Below are 15,055 nucleotides of genomic sequence, written 5' to 3'. Positions count from 1 at the left end.
TGCGCTCGCCGCTTTCCTGGTATCATGGGTCGGAAGCTATTCCGGCCCATTTTTTTTGGGCCGGCCCCAGGAAGGTTAAGGATTATTATGAAACGACTTATCATCGGCATTTCGGGCGCCAGCGGCGTAATTTACGGCATTCGCACGCTCCAGATACTGCAACAGGTCGATGGAGTGGAAACGCATCTGGTGATGAGCCAGGCCGCGCGGCAGACGCTGGCGCTGGAAAGCGACTATTCCGTGCGCGACGTGCAGGCGATGGCGGATGTGGTGCATGACGCGCGGGATATCGCCGCCAGCATCTCTTCCGGCTCGTTCAAAACCGACGGAATGGCTATCCTGCCCTGTTCAATGAAAACGCTGTCCGGCATCGTCCACAGCTACAGCGACGGTCTGCTGACGCGTGCGGCGGACGTGATCCTGAAAGAGCGTCGTCGGCTGGTGCTCTGCGTGCGGGAAACGCCGCTGCATCTTGGGCATCTGCGGATGATGACCACGGCGGCGGAGCTGGGCGCGATTATCATGCCGCCCGTACCGGCCTTCTATCATCGTCCTGAGAACGTCATGGACATCGTTGACCAGACGGTCAACCGCGTGCTGGATCAGTTTGATATCGAGCTGGATAACGATCTTTTCACGCGCTGGCAGGGTGCATAGAAGCCTGTCTCCTGCGCTTTTTTGGTGCGCCCGCTCCCATAAACACGCTTTGCGTGCAGAAAATGCACCAAAGCGAGGCATTCTTCTTCCATAATCCTGCTGTCGGGTCGCGTTTTTTTAACTTCTTTATGCGCCGGTGCGCTTTCGTGACCCTCTGGTAAAGGTGGCATGAAAGCTGCACGTCTTTACGCTGGCCCCTCCATAATAAAAGTGACTCTGAGGATAATCTATGAAGAAGCAGGTGATGGCTCTTTCTCTGCTGCTGGCGTTCTCTGCCGGTAGCGCGCTGGCCGCCGTGCCCAAAACGCTGCGTATCGGCACCGACCCAACCTATGCGCCGTTTGAATCCAAAAACGCGCAGGGCGAACTGGTGGGCTTTGATATCGACCTTGCCAACGAGATCTGTAAGCGTATGGCAACGAAATGTACCTTCGTCGAAAGCGATTTCGACGCGCTGATCCCGTCGCTGAAGGCGAAAAAAATCGATGCGATTATCTCTTCGCTTTCTATTACCGAAAAGCGTCAGCAGGAGATCGCCTTCTCTGAAAAACTTTATGCCGCCAACGCCCGCCTGATCGCCCCTAAAGGTGCCAAAATCGAACCGACCGTGGCGTCGCTGAAGGGCAAAACTATTGGTTTGCTGCAGGGCACAACGCAGGAAACCTATGCCAACCAGTACTGGCGCACGCAGGGCGTAACCGTAACGCCTTATGCCAATCAGGATTTGGTTTATCAGGATCTGACGGCGGGACGTATCGACGCCGCGTTTCAGGATGAAGTGGCCGCCAGCGAAGGCTTCCTCAAGCAGCCTGTCGGTAAAGACTACGCTTTTGCCGGCCCGGCAGTGAAGGACGAAAAAATCTTTGGCGTTGGCACAGGTATGGGGCTGCCGAAAGAAAGCACCGAGCTGAAAGCCGCTATCGATAAAGCCGTGGCGGCGATGCGCCAGGACGGCACCTATGACAAGCTGGCGAAAAAATATTTTAACTTTGACGTCTACGGCGGCTAAGAAAACCTGTCAGGGGGCGGCGCTGGCGGCCCCCGATTTGCCCCCGGCGTTGGGGCAAACGCCTTAAATCAGACAGGAAACTCCTTATGCTGTATGGCTACTCTGCAATCATTTTCAAAGGCGCGATGGTGACGCTGGAGCTGGCGCTATGTTCGGTGCTGCTTTCGGTGGTGCTGGGCCTTATTGGCGCGGGCGCAAAGCTTTCCGGCCGTCGTCCGCTGGCAATGCTGTTTGAAAGCTACACCACGCTGATCCGCGGCGTGCCCGATCTGGTGCTGATGCTGCTGATCTTCTATGGGCTGCAAATCGCGCTTAACCAGGTTACCGAGCTGATGGGCCTCAGCCAGTTTGATATCGATCCGATGACGGCGGGCATTATTACGCTGGGTTTTATCTACGGCGCCTATTTCACGGAAACGTTTCGCGGCGCCTTTATGGCGGTATCGAAAGGGCAAATCGAAGCGGCCACCGCGTTCGGCTTTACCGCGTCGCAAACGTTCCGCCGCATCCTGTTCCCGGCGATGATGCGCTATGCGCTGCCCGGCATCGGCAACAACTGGCAGGTGATCCTCAAGGCGACCGCGCTGGTGTCGCTGCTGGGGTTGGAGGATGTGGTAAAAGCCACGCAGCTGGCGGGCAAAAGCACCTGGCAGCCGTTTTATTTCGCCATCGTCGCCGGTGTGGTTTACCTGATTTTCACCACGCTTTCTAACGGCGTGCTGTGGTGGCTTACGCGTCGCTACTCCGTGGGCGTGAAAAGGGCGGACTTATGATCGACATTTTGCAGGAATACTGGAAGGCCCTGCTGTGGACGGACGGCTACCGCTTTTCCGGCGTGGCGATTACGCTCTGGCTGCTGATTATCTCCGTGGCGCTGGGCGGCTGTCTGGCGATACTGCTGGCGATCGCCCGCGTGTCGTCCATTAAAGCCGTACGCTTTCCGGTCTGGCTGTTTACCTATCTGTTTCGCGGCACGCCGCTGTATGTCCAGCTGCTGGTGTTCTACTCAGGCATGTATACGCTGGACGTGGTTAAAGGCAACGATCTGCTGAATACCTTTTTCCGCAGCGGCCTGAACTGTACGCTGCTGGCGCTGACGCTGAATACCTGCGCCTACACCACGGAAATTTTCGCTGGCGCCATCCGCGCCGTGCCGCATGGTGAAATCGAGGCGGCGCGCGCCTATGGCTTCTCTACCTTTAAGCTCTATCGCTGCATTATGCTGCCTTCGGCGCTGCGCATCGCGCTGCCCGCCTACAGCAATGAGGTAATTTTGATGCTGCACTCTACGGCGCTGGCCTTTACCGCGACCGTGCCCGATTTGCTGAAAGTCGCGCGCGATATCAACTCCGCCACCTATCGGCCTTTCGTTGCTTTCGGCATCGCGGCGGCGCTGTATCTGATTATCTCTTATGTATTGATTAGCCTGTTCCGCAGGGCGGAAAAACGCTGGCTGGCGCATATGAAACCTTCATCGACCCATTGAGTAGACCTATGTCCAATAAACTAAACGTCACCGAGCTGCATAAACGCTATGGCGATCATGAAGTGCTGAAGGGCGTCTCGCTCCAGGCGAAGGCGGGCGATGTTATCACCATTATTGGCTCTTCCGGCTCGGGGAAAAGTACCTTTCTGCGCTGCATTAACTTTCTGGAGAAGCCGAGCGAAGGCTCTATTGCCGTTAATAATCAGCTGATTAATCTGGTGCGCGACACCGACGGCCAGCTAAAAGTCGCCAATAAAGAGCAGCTGCGGGCGCTGCGCACCAGCCTGACGATGGTGTTCCAGCACTTTAACCTGTGGAGCCATCTGACGGTGCTGCAAAACGTGATGGAGGCGCCCATCCAGGTGCTGGGCCTGAGCAAGGCCGAGGCGCAGTCGCGGGCCATTCGCTATCTGGATAAGGTCGGCATCGACGAGCGCGCGCGGGCAAAATATCCGGTGCATCTCTCCGGCGGCCAGCAGCAGCGCGTTTCCATTGCCCGCGCGCTGGCAATGGAGCCGGAAGTGCTGCTGTTTGATGAACCAACCTCGGCGCTAGATCCGGAGCTGGTGGGCGAAGTTTTGCGGATTATGCAAAAGCTGGCGGAAGAGGGCAAAACCATGGTGGTAGTGACGCACGAAATGGAATTTGCCCGCCACGTCTCCAGCCACGTGATTTTTTTACATCAGGGCCGGATAGAAGAGCAGGGGCCGCCGGAGGTGCTGTTTAACCATCCGCAAAGTCCGCGGCTGCAGCAGTTTTTAGCGGGCGCATTGAAATAGGGCCGTTACACCACGTCCGCCAGCGCTTCGTCCAGCTGATACCAGCGAAAGCTGAAGCCTGACGCTTCCAGCCGCTTCGGCAACACGTGCTGACCGCCCAGCACCAGTACCGCAGATTCGCCCATCATCAGCTTAATCGCGCTGGCGGGCGTGCGCATAAAGGCTGGTCGGTGCAGCGCGTGACCCAGCATGGCGGCGAACTGCTCGTTGCGTACCGCGTAGGGCGAAACCATATTGAACGGCCCGCGCAGATCCGGGTTATCCAGCAGCCACAGGATCGCGTTCAGCATATCGTCCAGGTGGATCCACGGCATATATTGCTGTCCGCTGCCAAGGGGGCCGCCGATGCCCAGTTTGAAGGGCAGCTTCATTTTGCTCAGCGCGCCGCCGGTTTTAGCCAGCACGACGCCGGTACGCAGCAGGCAAACCCGTGTTCTGTCGCTGTCGGCCGCCATCGCCAGCGCTTCCCAGTGCGCGCACAGCTTATGGGTAAATTCCGCATGGCCGGGATCGTCTTCAGTGATCACCACATCGCCGGTATCGCCGTAAAACCCCGTTGCCGAACCGGAGATAAAAACTTTCGGCGGGGTCGTACTGGCATTGATCAGCGTGGCCAGCTTTTCGGTCATCTGCCAGCGGCTTTCACAAAGATGCTGCTTTTGCTGTTCGGTCCAGCGCTTGTCGGCGATAGGCTCGCCGGCCAGGTTGATAACGGCATCCACGCCGTCAAGGTTACGCTGCTGATCCAGCCCGGACCACAGGCTAACCTTTTCCCCCAGTTTCTGCCGTGCGCTGACGACGTCGCGCGTGACCACGCTCACGCTGTCGCCCCGGGATAGAAGACGAGGGATCAGATGGCTGCCGATCAGACCGGTGCCGCCCGTGAGTAAAATGTGCATTTTTTTCTCCTCAAAGGGTGTCGTCAATGCCATAAGCTTAGGCGAAGTTGACGGGAAAGCGCGACGCGCGTCGGCAAAGTAACCGACGCCGGTCAGGAGAGATTGCCTTCTGTTAAAAAAATGGGTAAACAGGTTGCAGACGCCGCCTGATAAGGAACCGAGGATGAATTATCCCAACGTTGTTTTGTGGTCAGATGCCTGTTTTTTTAGTCCCTATGTGATGTCTGTTTTTGTGGCGCTCAGCGAAAAGGGAGTGCCTTTTTCAGTAAAGCGTGTCGATTTGGCCAGCGACCAGCACCTTGAGGCGGGCTATGGCGCGCTGTCGCTGACGCGCCGCGTGCCCACTTTGCAGCTTGATGATTTTATGCTTTCTGAATCCTCCGCCATCGCCGAATATCTGGAGGAGCGCTTTCCTGCGCCGGAGTTTGAACGGCTTTATCCGCAGGGCCGGGAAAAGCGCGCCAGGGCCAGAGAGATCCAGGCCTGGTTGCGCAGTGATTTTCTGCCGCTTCGCCAGGAGCGCCCCACGGAAGTTCTGTTTGCTGGCGAAACCTTTGCGCCGCTGTCGACGGCGGCGCAGCGCTCCGCTAATAAACTGATAAGCGCCGTTGAAAAGCTGCTGCCGTCGGGCCAGCAGAATCTTTTTGGCGAGTGGTCGATAGCGGATACGGATTTAGCGATAATGATTAACAGGCTGGCGCTGCATGGCGACAGCGTACCGGCGCGCGTGGCGGATTACGCTCATTTTCAGTGGCAGCGGGCGTCGGTGCAGCTTTGGCTGTCTGAATCTTCTAAAGATACCGCAGAATGACACAGCGGGATCAGTATCTTAAGGCGACCCGTGGCAGACTGCGCGGGCAGGCATCAACGAGCGCGAAGGCGCCAGAAAAGTAAGGGTTGGGGATGGTGGAGCAAGACAGCGGCACGGAGTGGGTGGATATCGTTAACGAAGATAACGAGGTAATCGCGAAGTCCAGCCGGGCGCAGATGCGGGCGCAATGTTTACGTCATCGCGCCACCTATATCGTGGTGCATAACGGCGCAGGCAAGATCCTGGTGCAGCGCCGGACGCAGAACAAAGACTTTATGCCGGGAATGCTGGATGCAACCGCTGGCGGCGTAGTGCAAAGCGGCGAAGATATGCTGGAGTCGGCGCGTCGGGAAGCAGAAGAAGAGCTGGGCATTGCCGCTGTGCCTTTTGCGGAGCATGGTCTGTTCTATTATGAAGACCAGCACTGTCGCGTGTGGGGAGGCCTGTTTAGCTGCGTGTCTCACGGCCCGTTCGCGATGCAGGAAGAAGAGGTCGAAGAGATATTCTGGATGACGCCGGAAGAGATCACTGGCCGCTGCGACGAGTTTACGGATGATTCGCTGAAAGCGCTGTCGCTGTGGCTGAGCCGCAACGGCGAGCAGAATCGCTAAAAAAAAAGGCCGCATAAGCGGCCTTTTTAGCACTGGTGATTAGCGAGTTTCGCGTACGGCCAGGCGGGGCTGTGTTTTACGACCCAGCATACCCATCCAACCTGCGATCGCGGCTTCCACCAGCAGCGTGATCAGGGCGATCCAGCTGGCTTTTGCCGTAGCGGCGGCGGCTTGCTCACCGGCTTCACGGGCTTTCTGCTCCGCTTGTTTTTTCAGTTCCTGATATTTCTGGTAAGCCTGCTCGTAGCTCTGTTGCGTCTGAGCAACGATCTGATCGACTTCCTGATCGCTCTTACCAGTACGGGCTTTAACGATGTTTTTCAGCGCGTCAACGTCGGCAGCCTGAAGGGTAGCCTGGTTACGCTGCACGACGCCTGAGAACCAGCTGGCTAAATCGGTATCGGCATTCTGCTGATCTTTGGCAGTGTCCTCAGCCTGATTTTGCGCGGTATCGGCTTCTTTATTAGCGTCCTGCTGCAGTTTTTCCGGCTGCAATTCTGGCTTGCCGGTCTGACGCAGCGTGGTTTCCAGCTCGTTTTGCAGATTGTTCAGGTCAATATTGTTTTCCTGCAGTTTCTGCTTAATGTTCTGGCCTACAGAAGGCGCTACGCTGGAAATACCGTTGCCCAGCATGTTGAAGCCGGAGCCGATCACGCTGGCAGTACCGCTAACGGCGCTGCTAAGCACAATAGCGAACAGCCACACGCAAACCAGCGTGTTCACGGCCCACATCAGTAATCCGTGCAGCGCGCCTTCACGCTGTGCCAGGCGGCCGGTGATATAGGCGCCCGCACCGACAGAGATCAGCATGCTCAGCCCTGTCCAGATAGTGGCGCCCGTGCCCAGGCCTTCAAGCGGATTTTGTTCTTTTAACGGATCGATCGTGGTCGCGCCAATTGCCGTACCCAGAATGGTTAGCAGCAAATAAATAACCACGGAAAGGATCACGCCTGCGAAAATAGCGCTCCATGAAATACGCTTTAGCGGAATGCCGCTATTTACTTCATTGTAAACCGGATGAACTTGGTGATCGCTCATGAGAGAACTCCCTTGCCTGATATAGGTGTTGTTCCTGAAGACATTATTATCAAAAAGACTCTGTCTCTTGCCATGATAAGCCTGGCACCGGAACCTGGATTCTACCAGGAATAATTTTATTCAGAATTTTTATTTTTTATATCAGAGAGTTGTGTGTTTTTTCTTTGCGTAAAAATGAATGTTCCAGGACGGGCGCAAATACCGGGGGTAATGTTATTCCGCCAGGATGACTTTTTTATTTCCGCAAAAAAAAAGCGGACCTTTCGATCCGCTTCAATTTAAAGTGCGTATTAACCTTCGGCCTGTTTCGCCTGAATGGCGGTCAGGGCGATAGTATAAACAATATCGTCTACTAACGCGCCGCGCGACAGATCGTTAACCGGCTTGCGCATACCCTGCAGCATCGGCCCGATGGAAATAAGATCGGCAGAGCGCTGTACGGCTTTATAGGTGGTGTTACCGGTATTCAGATCCGGGAAGATAAACACGGTGGCGCGACCGGCGACCGGTGAATCCGGCGCTTTGGATTTGGCGACGTCGGCCATAATCGCAGCGTCGTACTGCAACGGGCCGTCGATCACCAGATCCGGGCGTTTCTCTTTGGCGATGCGCGTAGCCTCGCGCACTTTTTCCACGTCGCTGCCCGCGCCGGAGTTGCCGGTCGAGTAGGAGATCATCGCCACGCGCGGCTCAATGCCGAAAGCGGTAGCGGAATCGGCAGACTGGATGGCGATTTCAGCCAGCTGCTCCGGATTCGGATCCGGATTGATGGCGCAGTCGCCATACACCAGCACCTGCTCCGGCAGCAGCATAAAGAACACCGAAGAGACCAGCGAACTGCCCGGCGCGGTTTTAATCAGCTGTAACGGCGGACGAATGGTGTTGGCCGTGGTGTGCACCGCGCCGGAAACCAGACCGTCCACTTCGCTGCTTTCCAGCATCATGGTGCCCAGCATCACGTTGTCTTCCAGCTGCTCCTGCGCCACAACCTCGGTCATACCTTTGTTTTTACGCAGCTCCACCAGGCGAGGCACATAGTTTTCCCGCACCTGCTGTGGATCGACGATTTCGATGCCTTTGCCCAGCTCGACGCCCTGGGCGGCGGCTACGCGCTGGATCTCATCCGGATTGCCCAGCAGCACGCAGGTAGCGATGCCGCGTTCGGCACAGATAGCGGCCGCTTTAACGGTACGCGGCTCGTCGCCTTCCGGCAGAACGATGCGCTTGCGGGCATGGCGGGCCAGCTCGGTCAGCTGATAGCGGAAGGCCGGCGGCGACAGGCGGCGGCTGCGCTCGGAGGCGGCGGTCAGCGAGTCAATCCAGTCGGCGCTGATATGGCTGGCCACGTATTCCTGCACCCGCTCAACGCGCTGGGTATCGTCGCTGGGCACTTCCAGGTTAAAGCTTTGCAGGCTCAGCGAGGTCTGCCAGGTATTGGTTTTCACCATAAACACCGGCAGGCCGGTCGCGAAGGCGCGTTCGCACAGGCGCTGGATAGGCGCATCGATCTGATAGCCGCCGGTCAGCAGGATAGCGCCGATCTCCACGCCGTTCATTGCCGCCAGGCAGGCAGCCACCAGCACGTCAGGACGGTCGGCGGAGGTCACCAGCAGCGAGCCGGGACGAAAATGCTCCAGCATATGCGGCAGGCTGCGGGCGCAGAACGTCACCGACTTCACGCGGCGCGTGGCAATATCGCCTTCGTTAATAATCTGCGCATTAAGATGGTGGCACATATCGATAGCGCGGGTAGCTATCAGATCGAAGCTCCACGGCACGCAGCCCAGCACCGGCAGCGGACTGTTGACGGCCAGCTGCTGCGGATCGATATTGGCAATGCTGGCCTTGGTGGAGTCATCAAAAATTTCGGAAAGGTCGGGACGGGTACGGCCCTGTTCATCAACAGGCGCGTTCAGCTTATTAACGATCACGCCCGTGATGTTTTTATTTTTGCTGCCGCCGAAACTGCTGCGCGTCAGCTTGATACGCTCCTGTAGCGCTTCCGGCGAATCGTTGCCGGGCGACATCACAAAAACGATCTCCGCGTTCAGCGTTTTGGCGATCTCATAGTTCAGCGCCGTAGCGAACTGATGCTTGCGCGTCGGCACCAGGCCTTCCACCAGCACCACTTCTGCATCTTTGGTGTTCTCGTGGTAGCGCGCGATGATCTCTTCCATCAGCACGTCCTGCTGATTAGCGCCGAGCAGCGATTCCACGCGGCTCATCTGCAGCGGTTCGGCTGCCGGAATCGCGGAGTTTTTACGGATAATCAGCGTGGTCTGGTCAAGCGAATCGCCGCCGGTACGCGGCTGGGCGATAGGTTTAAACACGCTGAGACGGACGCCTTTACGCTCCATCGCGCGGATAACGCCAAGGCTGACGCTGGTAAGACCGACGCTGGTGCCGGTAGGGATGAGCATTATGGTACGAGACAAGGTAAACCTCTCATAATTAGACCCGTTATGCCGATGCTTTAGCGATAACTGCCGGAAAAACAGCGGCGGTGGGTTTCCTGATGTCTGAAACAGCACCGTCAGCCTGAGCTGACGGTGTGCACTTAAGCGGTTAAGCGGCTGGCGTCCTGCGCAATCACCAGCTCTTCGTTAGTCGGGATGACAATAGCAGGTCGGGTGCCTTCTTTATTGATAAAACCCGCTTTGCCGAAGCGAGCGGCCAGATTACGCTCATGATCGGGTTCAAAACCGAGCAGCGCCAGTTTCTTCAGCGTCAGCTCGCGCACCATTGCGGCGTTTTCGCCAATGCCGCCGGTAAAGATAACCGCGTCCAGCCGGCCTTCCATCAGCGCCGTATAGGAACCGATGTATTTGGCAAGACGATGGCAATAAACGTCCATCGCGCGCTTAGCATCTTCTTTGGTGGTGTAGTTCTCTTCCACGTAGCGGCAGTCGCTGGTCACGCCGGTCAGGCCAAGCAGCCCGGACTCTTTGGTCAGCATTTTGTTGATGGCGTCAACGCTCATCCCCAGCGTATCGTGCAGGAAAAACACAATCGCCGGATCGATATCGCCGGAGCGGGTGCCCATGACCAGGCCTTCCAGCGGCGTCAGGCCCATAGAGGTGTCCACGCACTCGCCGTTACGAATTGCGCTGACGGAACCGCCGTTGCCCAGATGACAGGTAATGATGTTCAGTTCATGCAGCGGCTTGTTAAGCGCTTTGGCCGCTTCGTGCGTGACGTAGTAGTGGCTGGTACCGTGAGCGCCGTAGCGGCGCACGCCGTGTTCCTTATATAAATGATAAGGAAGGGCATACAGGTAAGACTCTTCCGGCATGCTCTGATGAAACGCGGTATCGAACACCGCCACGTTTTTATCGGAAAGATGCGGAAAGTTTTTCATCGCTTCATCGATACCGATCAGGTGCGCCGGATTATGCAACGGCGCAAAAGAAGAGGCGTCTTTAATACCCTGAACAACGTCCTGGTCAATCACCACGGACTGGGTCAGCTTTTCGCCGCCGTGCACGATACGGTGACCTATTGCAGTAATTTGTGCAGACAGCGCTGGTTTTTGTGCCAGAATAGTTTTAACGATAAAGTTAAGAGCTTCACTGTGAGCTGCGCCAGCGCCCAGGGCCGCTTCCTGTTTTTCGCCTTCCAGTTTCCACTTGATGCGCGCTTCGGGCAGGTGGAAACATTCGGCTAAACCGGAAAGATATTCGTCGCCGTTTGCGGGATCAAGAATGGCGAATTTTAACGAAGAGCTACCGCAGTTCAAAACCAGAACTAACTTACTCGACATGGTAGGTCCTATTGGTTGAGGGTGGCGAAAAAAAACTCAATCAGACTATCAGCGTAGCGCATGAAAGCTGGTACATTATGATGAACATCATGCTGTCGGCATAATTTGTCCGAAAGCAAAAAAATTTCATAAAAACCCAAAGATTTTTTGAATTTGTGCGGGCCGACCCGTGTGAGCTCAGCAGAATCGCAGCAAGCATGTAACAGCCATTCAACAATCGCGCACAGGATAACCAGAGTGCCTTGTAAAGACAAAATTTTTTGAAGGCTGTAAGGTAAAGTTGTTACGTGGTATTTTTTGTTTAATTTTTATCCGTGAAGTTGAGGTCAACCATGGCAAATGAATCCGGCACTGTCGGTTGGGTCAAGCTGTTTCAGAACGGGCAGCATTATATGAAGACGTGGCCAGCCGACAAGCGTCTTGCGCCTCTGTTTCCGGAAAACAGAGTTACCACGGCGACGCGATTCGGCATCCGTTTTATGCCGCCGCTGGCCGTCTTCGCCATGACCTGGCAGATCGCGTTGGGGGGCCAGCTTGGACCTGCCGTCGCCACCGCGCTGTTCGCCTGTAGCCTGCCGATGCAGGGCCTGTGGTGGCTGGGCAAACGTTCCGCCACGCCGCTGCCGCCCACGCTGCTTAGCTGGTTTCACGAAGTGCGCGAAAAACTTCAGGCCGCTGGCCAGGCGCTGGCGCCTGTTGAAGGCAAACCTACTTACCAGGCTCTCGCCGACGTGCTGAAGCGCGCTTTCGGTCAGCTGGACAAAACTTTCCTCGACGATCTCTGAGTTCTACGGTTTTCGCCGCTGCGGCGGCGAAAAACTGCCCTGCATCAAAGAAGTAGCGGTTTGCTGTGCCTCGCCACAGCGCGTTATGCGATCCTTGCGCCATCCTTTCATTTTGTCCACCGTGACACCAGGAGTTGATGATGGAAATGAGCCATGCGCAGCGTTTAATCCTTTCTAACCAGTACAAGCTGATGAGCCTGTTGGATCCCGATAATCTTGAGCGCTATCGTCGTCTGCAAACGATCGTCGAACGCGGCTATGGCCTGCAAATGCGCGAGCTGGATCGCGAATTCGGCGAGCTGCCGGAATCCGTCTGCCGTACGCTGATTGATATTATGGAGATGCACCACGCGCTGCATGTGTCCTGGACAAATCTGAAAGATCCCAGCGAAATCGAAGCGCGTCGCCTGCAGTTTTTAGGCTTCGACGCCGCTACCGAGGCGCGATTCCTTGGCTACGTGCGGTTTATGGTACAGATTGAAGGCCGCTATACTCAGTTTGATGCGGGCAGCCACGGCTTTAACGCCCAGACGCCGATGTGGGAAAAGTATCAACGGATGCTGGCCGTATGGCACACTTGCCCAAGGCAGTATCATCTGAGCGCGAACGAGATCGCGCAAATCATCAACGCCTGAGAAGGAACATGTAGTGAAGTGTAAAGGTTTTCTGTTTGATTTGGACGGCACGCTGGTGGACTCTCTCCCGGTAGTCGAACGCGCCTGGGTAAACTGGGCCTCGCGGCACAACATCGCAGCGGATGAGGTGCTGAATTTTATCCACGGCAAGCAGGCTATCACCTCACTGCGTCATTTTATGGCCGGCGCGTCTGAAGAGGCCATCCAGCAGGAGTTTCTGGCGCTGGAAAAAACCGAAGCGGAAGATACCGACGGCATCGTAGCTTTACCGGGCGCGCAGGAACTGCTCGCCACGCTTAACGAGCTGCATATTCCGTGGGCTATCGTTACGTCCGGCTCCGTTCCCGTTGCTTCTGCCCGGCGTAAGGCGGCTGGCCTGCCGGAACCGGAGGTATTCGTCACCGCTGAACGCGTGCAAAACGGTAAGCCGGCACCGGATGCCTATTTACTGGGCGCCCAGCTGCTGGAGCTGGAGCCGGAAGAGTGCGTGGTGGTGGAAGACGCCGCTGCGGGTATCCTTTCCGGCCTCGCGGCGGGCAGCCATGTGATTGCCGTCAACGCCCCTGCCGGTTCACCTCGTCTGGAAGAGGTCGCCATGCAGCTCAGCTCGCTGGAGGAGCTGATCATCAATAAAAACGGTGACGGCACCATCGACGTGCATCGAAAGCACTAACTTATGATTTAGCCCCGCATCCGCGGGGCTTTTTTATGGCATCCTCCCGACAGTTTTGCTCATAAGCGGGAAGCGGATGTGAATAACGAGCTTATCTGGGTGCTGAGCCTGCTGGCAATGGCGATCGCGCTGTTTGTCAGCGGCAAGGTGCGTATGGATGTTGTGGCGCTGCTGGTGATTATCGCCTTTGTGCTTAGCGGCACGCTGACCTTGCAGGAAGCCACGATGGGCTTCAGCGACGCTAACGTGCTGCTGATCGCGGCGCTGTTTGTGATCGGTGAAGGGCTGGTTCGTACCGGCGTGGCGCTGAGAATGGGCGACTGGCTGATGAAAATGGCGGGCAGCAGCGAAGCGAAAATGCTGGCTTTGCTGATGCTGACCGTAGCCGGTCTGGGCGCGTTTATGAGCTCTACCGGCGTGGTGGCGATTTTTATCCCGGTAGTGATGAGCGTCTCGGCGAAGATGAACCGTTCGCCGGGCAGGCTGATGATGCCACTGAGCTTCGCGGGGCTGATCAGCGGCATGCTGACGCTGGTCGCGACGGCGCCCAATCTGGTGATCAACAGCGAGCTGGTGCGGGAAGGGCTGGCGGGTTTCGGCTTCTTCGACGTCACGCCGATCGGGCTGGTCGCGCTGCTGCTGGGTATCGGCTATATGCTTGTCGCGCGTTTCTGGCTGGGCGCGGCGGAAAACAAACAGGCCAGAAAAGGACAGGAACGCACTTTCCGCGATCTGATCAGGGATTACAGGCTGAGCGGCAGAGCGCGCCGCCTGGCCGTGCACCCCGGTTCGCCGCTGATTGGCGAGCCGCTGGACGATTTACGGTTGCGCGAGCGCTACGGCATTAACGTGGTTGGGCTGGAGCGCTGGCGCAAATTCCGGCGGGTGATGGTGCCGGTGACCGGCATGACGCAGTTTCGCGCCCGCGACGTGCTGCTGATCGATATGTCCGCCGCCGATATCGATATCCGCGAATTTTGCAGCGAATACCGGCTGGAACCGATGATCCTGCGCGGCGAATACTTTTCCGATCGGGCGCAGGATGTCGGCATGGCGGAAGTGCTGATTTTTCCCGATTCCGAACTGCAGGGCAAAACGCTGCGGGAAAGCTCGTTCCGTACGCGTTACGGCGTGAGCGTGATCGGCATCCGCCGTCGCGGCGAGGTACTGGAAGGCTTACTGAGCGATCTGCCGCTGGAGCTGGGGGACTGTTTGCTGGTGATCGGCGACTGGAAAAAAATCACTCAGCTGCAGCTACAAAAGCGGGACGTGCTGCTGCTCAGCCTGCCTGCTGAGGTTAAAGACGTCGCGCCCGCCAGCAGCCAGGCGCCGCACGCCATTTTTTGCCTGGCGCTGATGGTTGCCATGATGCTTACCAATGAAATCCCCAATCCCATAGCGGCGCTCATTGCCTGTTTGCTGATGGGTAAATTTCGCTGCATCGATATGGAAAGCGCCTACCGGGCGATCCACTGGCCGAGCATTATTTTAATTGTGGGCATGATGCCGTTTGCGCTGGCGCTGCAAAAAACCGGGGGAATAACGCTGATTGTCGACGGATTGATGGATCTGGCCGGCGGCTATACGCCGCACGTCATGCTGACCTGCCTGTTCGTTCTGTGCGCGACTATCGGTCTGTTTATCTCTAATACCGCCACGGCGGTGCTGATGGCGCCGGTTGGCGTCGCCGCAGCGCATCAAATGGGCGTTTCGCCTTATCCTTTCGCCATGATTGTCGCGGTAGCGGCTTCCAGCGCCTTTATGACGCCGGTTTCCAGTCCGGTCAACACGCTGGTGCTGGGGCCGGGCGGCTATCGCTTCAGCGATTTTGTCAAAACGGGCGTGCCTTTTACGCTGCTGATTATGGTGGTCAGCGTGCTGCTGGTGCCGCTGCTCTTCCCGTTTTGAGCGC

At 56.9% G+C, this 15,055-nt stretch carries 15 protein-coding genes; 11 read left to right on the top strand and 4 right to left on the bottom strand.

Translation table 11 applies throughout. From position 1 onward, the window contains the following. Nucleotides 1-87: 87 nt before the first annotated feature. From ACVWZ0_RS15550 to hisP, 5 genes are all read left to right on the top strand, one after another. Nucleotides 88-657, top strand: a complete 570-nt coding sequence (locus ACVWZ0_RS15550) for a UbiX family flavin prenyltransferase (RefSeq protein ID WP_253459736.1) — start codon at nt 88-90, stop codon at nt 655-657. Nucleotides 658-886: 229 nt separating this feature from the next. Next, nucleotides 887-1,666: a lysine/arginine/ornithine ABC transporter substrate-binding protein ArgT gene (argT, locus tag ACVWZ0_RS15545; protein ID WP_253459738.1), complete on the top strand. Its 780-nt coding sequence runs from the start codon at nt 887-889 to the stop codon at nt 1,664-1,666. Nucleotides 1,667-1,752: 86 nt separating this feature from the next. After that, the gene (locus ACVWZ0_RS15540) at nt 1,753-2,439 is read left to right on the top strand and encodes a histidine ABC transporter permease HisQ (protein ID WP_253459741.1); all 687 of its coding nucleotides are present in this window, start codon (nt 1,753-1,755) and stop codon (nt 2,437-2,439) included. Next, nucleotides 2,436-3,152, top strand: coding sequence for an ABC transporter permease (locus tag ACVWZ0_RS15535; RefSeq protein WP_253459744.1), 717 nt, complete (start codon nt 2,436-2,438; stop codon nt 3,150-3,152). Before ACVWZ0_RS15540 ends, ACVWZ0_RS15535 begins: the two co-directional genes overlap by 4 nt. An 8-nt stretch (nt 3,153-3,160) precedes the next feature. Continuing rightward, nucleotides 3,161-3,931: a histidine ABC transporter ATP-binding protein HisP gene (gene hisP, locus ACVWZ0_RS15530; protein WP_253459747.1), complete on the top strand. Its 771-nt coding sequence runs from the start codon at nt 3,161-3,163 to the stop codon at nt 3,929-3,931. 5 nt (nt 3,932-3,936) lie between these two features. Here hisP and ACVWZ0_RS15525 read toward each other — a convergent pair whose 3' ends face one another. Then, nucleotides 3,937-4,830: a TIGR01777 family oxidoreductase gene (locus ACVWZ0_RS15525; RefSeq protein WP_253459749.1), complete on the bottom strand. Its 894-nt coding sequence runs from the start codon at nt 4,828-4,830 to the stop codon at nt 3,937-3,939. A 163-nt stretch (nt 4,831-4,993) separates the two neighbouring features. Here ACVWZ0_RS15525 and yfcF point away from each other — a divergent pair, with 163 nt between their 5' ends. Both yfcF and yfcD read left to right on the top strand, forming a co-directional pair. Next, nucleotides 4,994-5,641, top strand: coding sequence for a glutathione transferase (yfcF, locus tag ACVWZ0_RS15520; protein WP_253459752.1), 648 nt, complete (start codon nt 4,994-4,996; stop codon nt 5,639-5,641). A 92-nt stretch (nt 5,642-5,733) separates the two neighbouring features. Beyond that, on the top strand, nt 5,734-6,252 hold the full coding sequence (gene yfcD, locus ACVWZ0_RS15515) for an NUDIX hydrolase YfcD (RefSeq protein WP_253459754.1): 519 nt from the start codon (nt 5,734-5,736) through the stop codon (nt 6,250-6,252). Nucleotides 6,253-6,291: 39 nt separating this feature from the next. Here yfcD and ACVWZ0_RS15510 read toward each other — a convergent pair whose 3' ends face one another. The 3 genes from ACVWZ0_RS15510 to ackA form a co-directional block, all read right to left on the bottom strand. Beyond that, a complete protein-coding gene (locus ACVWZ0_RS15510) occupies nt 6,292-7,290 on the bottom strand; it encodes an APC family permease (RefSeq protein ID WP_253459757.1) in 999 nt (332 codons plus the stop codon). Nucleotides 7,291-7,580: 290 nt separating this feature from the next. Then, nucleotides 7,581-9,725, bottom strand: a complete 2,145-nt coding sequence (gene pta / locus ACVWZ0_RS15505) for a phosphate acetyltransferase (RefSeq protein ID WP_253459759.1) — start codon at nt 9,723-9,725, stop codon at nt 7,581-7,583. A gap of 122 nt (nt 9,726-9,847) precedes the next feature. Then, on the bottom strand, nt 9,848-11,050 hold the full coding sequence (gene ackA / locus ACVWZ0_RS15500; protein WP_253459762.1) for an acetate kinase: 1,203 nt from the start codon (nt 11,048-11,050) through the stop codon (nt 9,848-9,850). Between the two features lie 332 nt (nt 11,051-11,382). Here ackA and yfbV point away from each other — a divergent pair, with 332 nt between their 5' ends. The 4 genes from yfbV to ACVWZ0_RS15480 all read left to right on the top strand — a co-directional run bounded on the left by yfbV (nt 11,383) and on the right by ACVWZ0_RS15480 (nt 15,051). Next, entirely contained in the window at nt 11,383-11,835 is a 453-nt protein-coding gene (gene yfbV, locus ACVWZ0_RS15495) for a terminus macrodomain insulation protein YfbV (protein WP_253459766.1), read from the top strand. Between the two features lie 140 nt (nt 11,836-11,975). After that, nucleotides 11,976-12,470 carry a YfbU family protein gene (locus ACVWZ0_RS15490; RefSeq protein ID WP_253459768.1) on the top strand — a complete coding sequence of 165 codons (495 nt, stop codon included), beginning with the start codon at nt 11,976-11,978 and terminating at the stop codon, nt 12,468-12,470. 13 nt (nt 12,471-12,483) lie between these two features. Beyond that, a complete protein-coding gene (locus tag ACVWZ0_RS15485; protein WP_253459770.1) occupies nt 12,484-13,143 on the top strand; it encodes a sugar phosphatase in 660 nt (219 codons plus the stop codon). A 78-nt stretch (nt 13,144-13,221) separates the two neighbouring features. Further along, nucleotides 13,222-15,051 (top strand): SLC13 family permease, encoded by a 1,830-nt coding sequence (locus tag ACVWZ0_RS15480; protein ID WP_253459772.1) that lies wholly within the window; start codon nt 13,222-13,224, stop codon nt 15,049-15,051. Nucleotides 15,052-15,055: the final 4 nt, after the last annotated feature.

Source organism: Erwinia sp. TECH1 (assembly GCF_054057575.1).
Note: the sequence above shows the minus strand (reverse complement) of the source record. Positions and strands in the feature narration are given on the sequence as shown.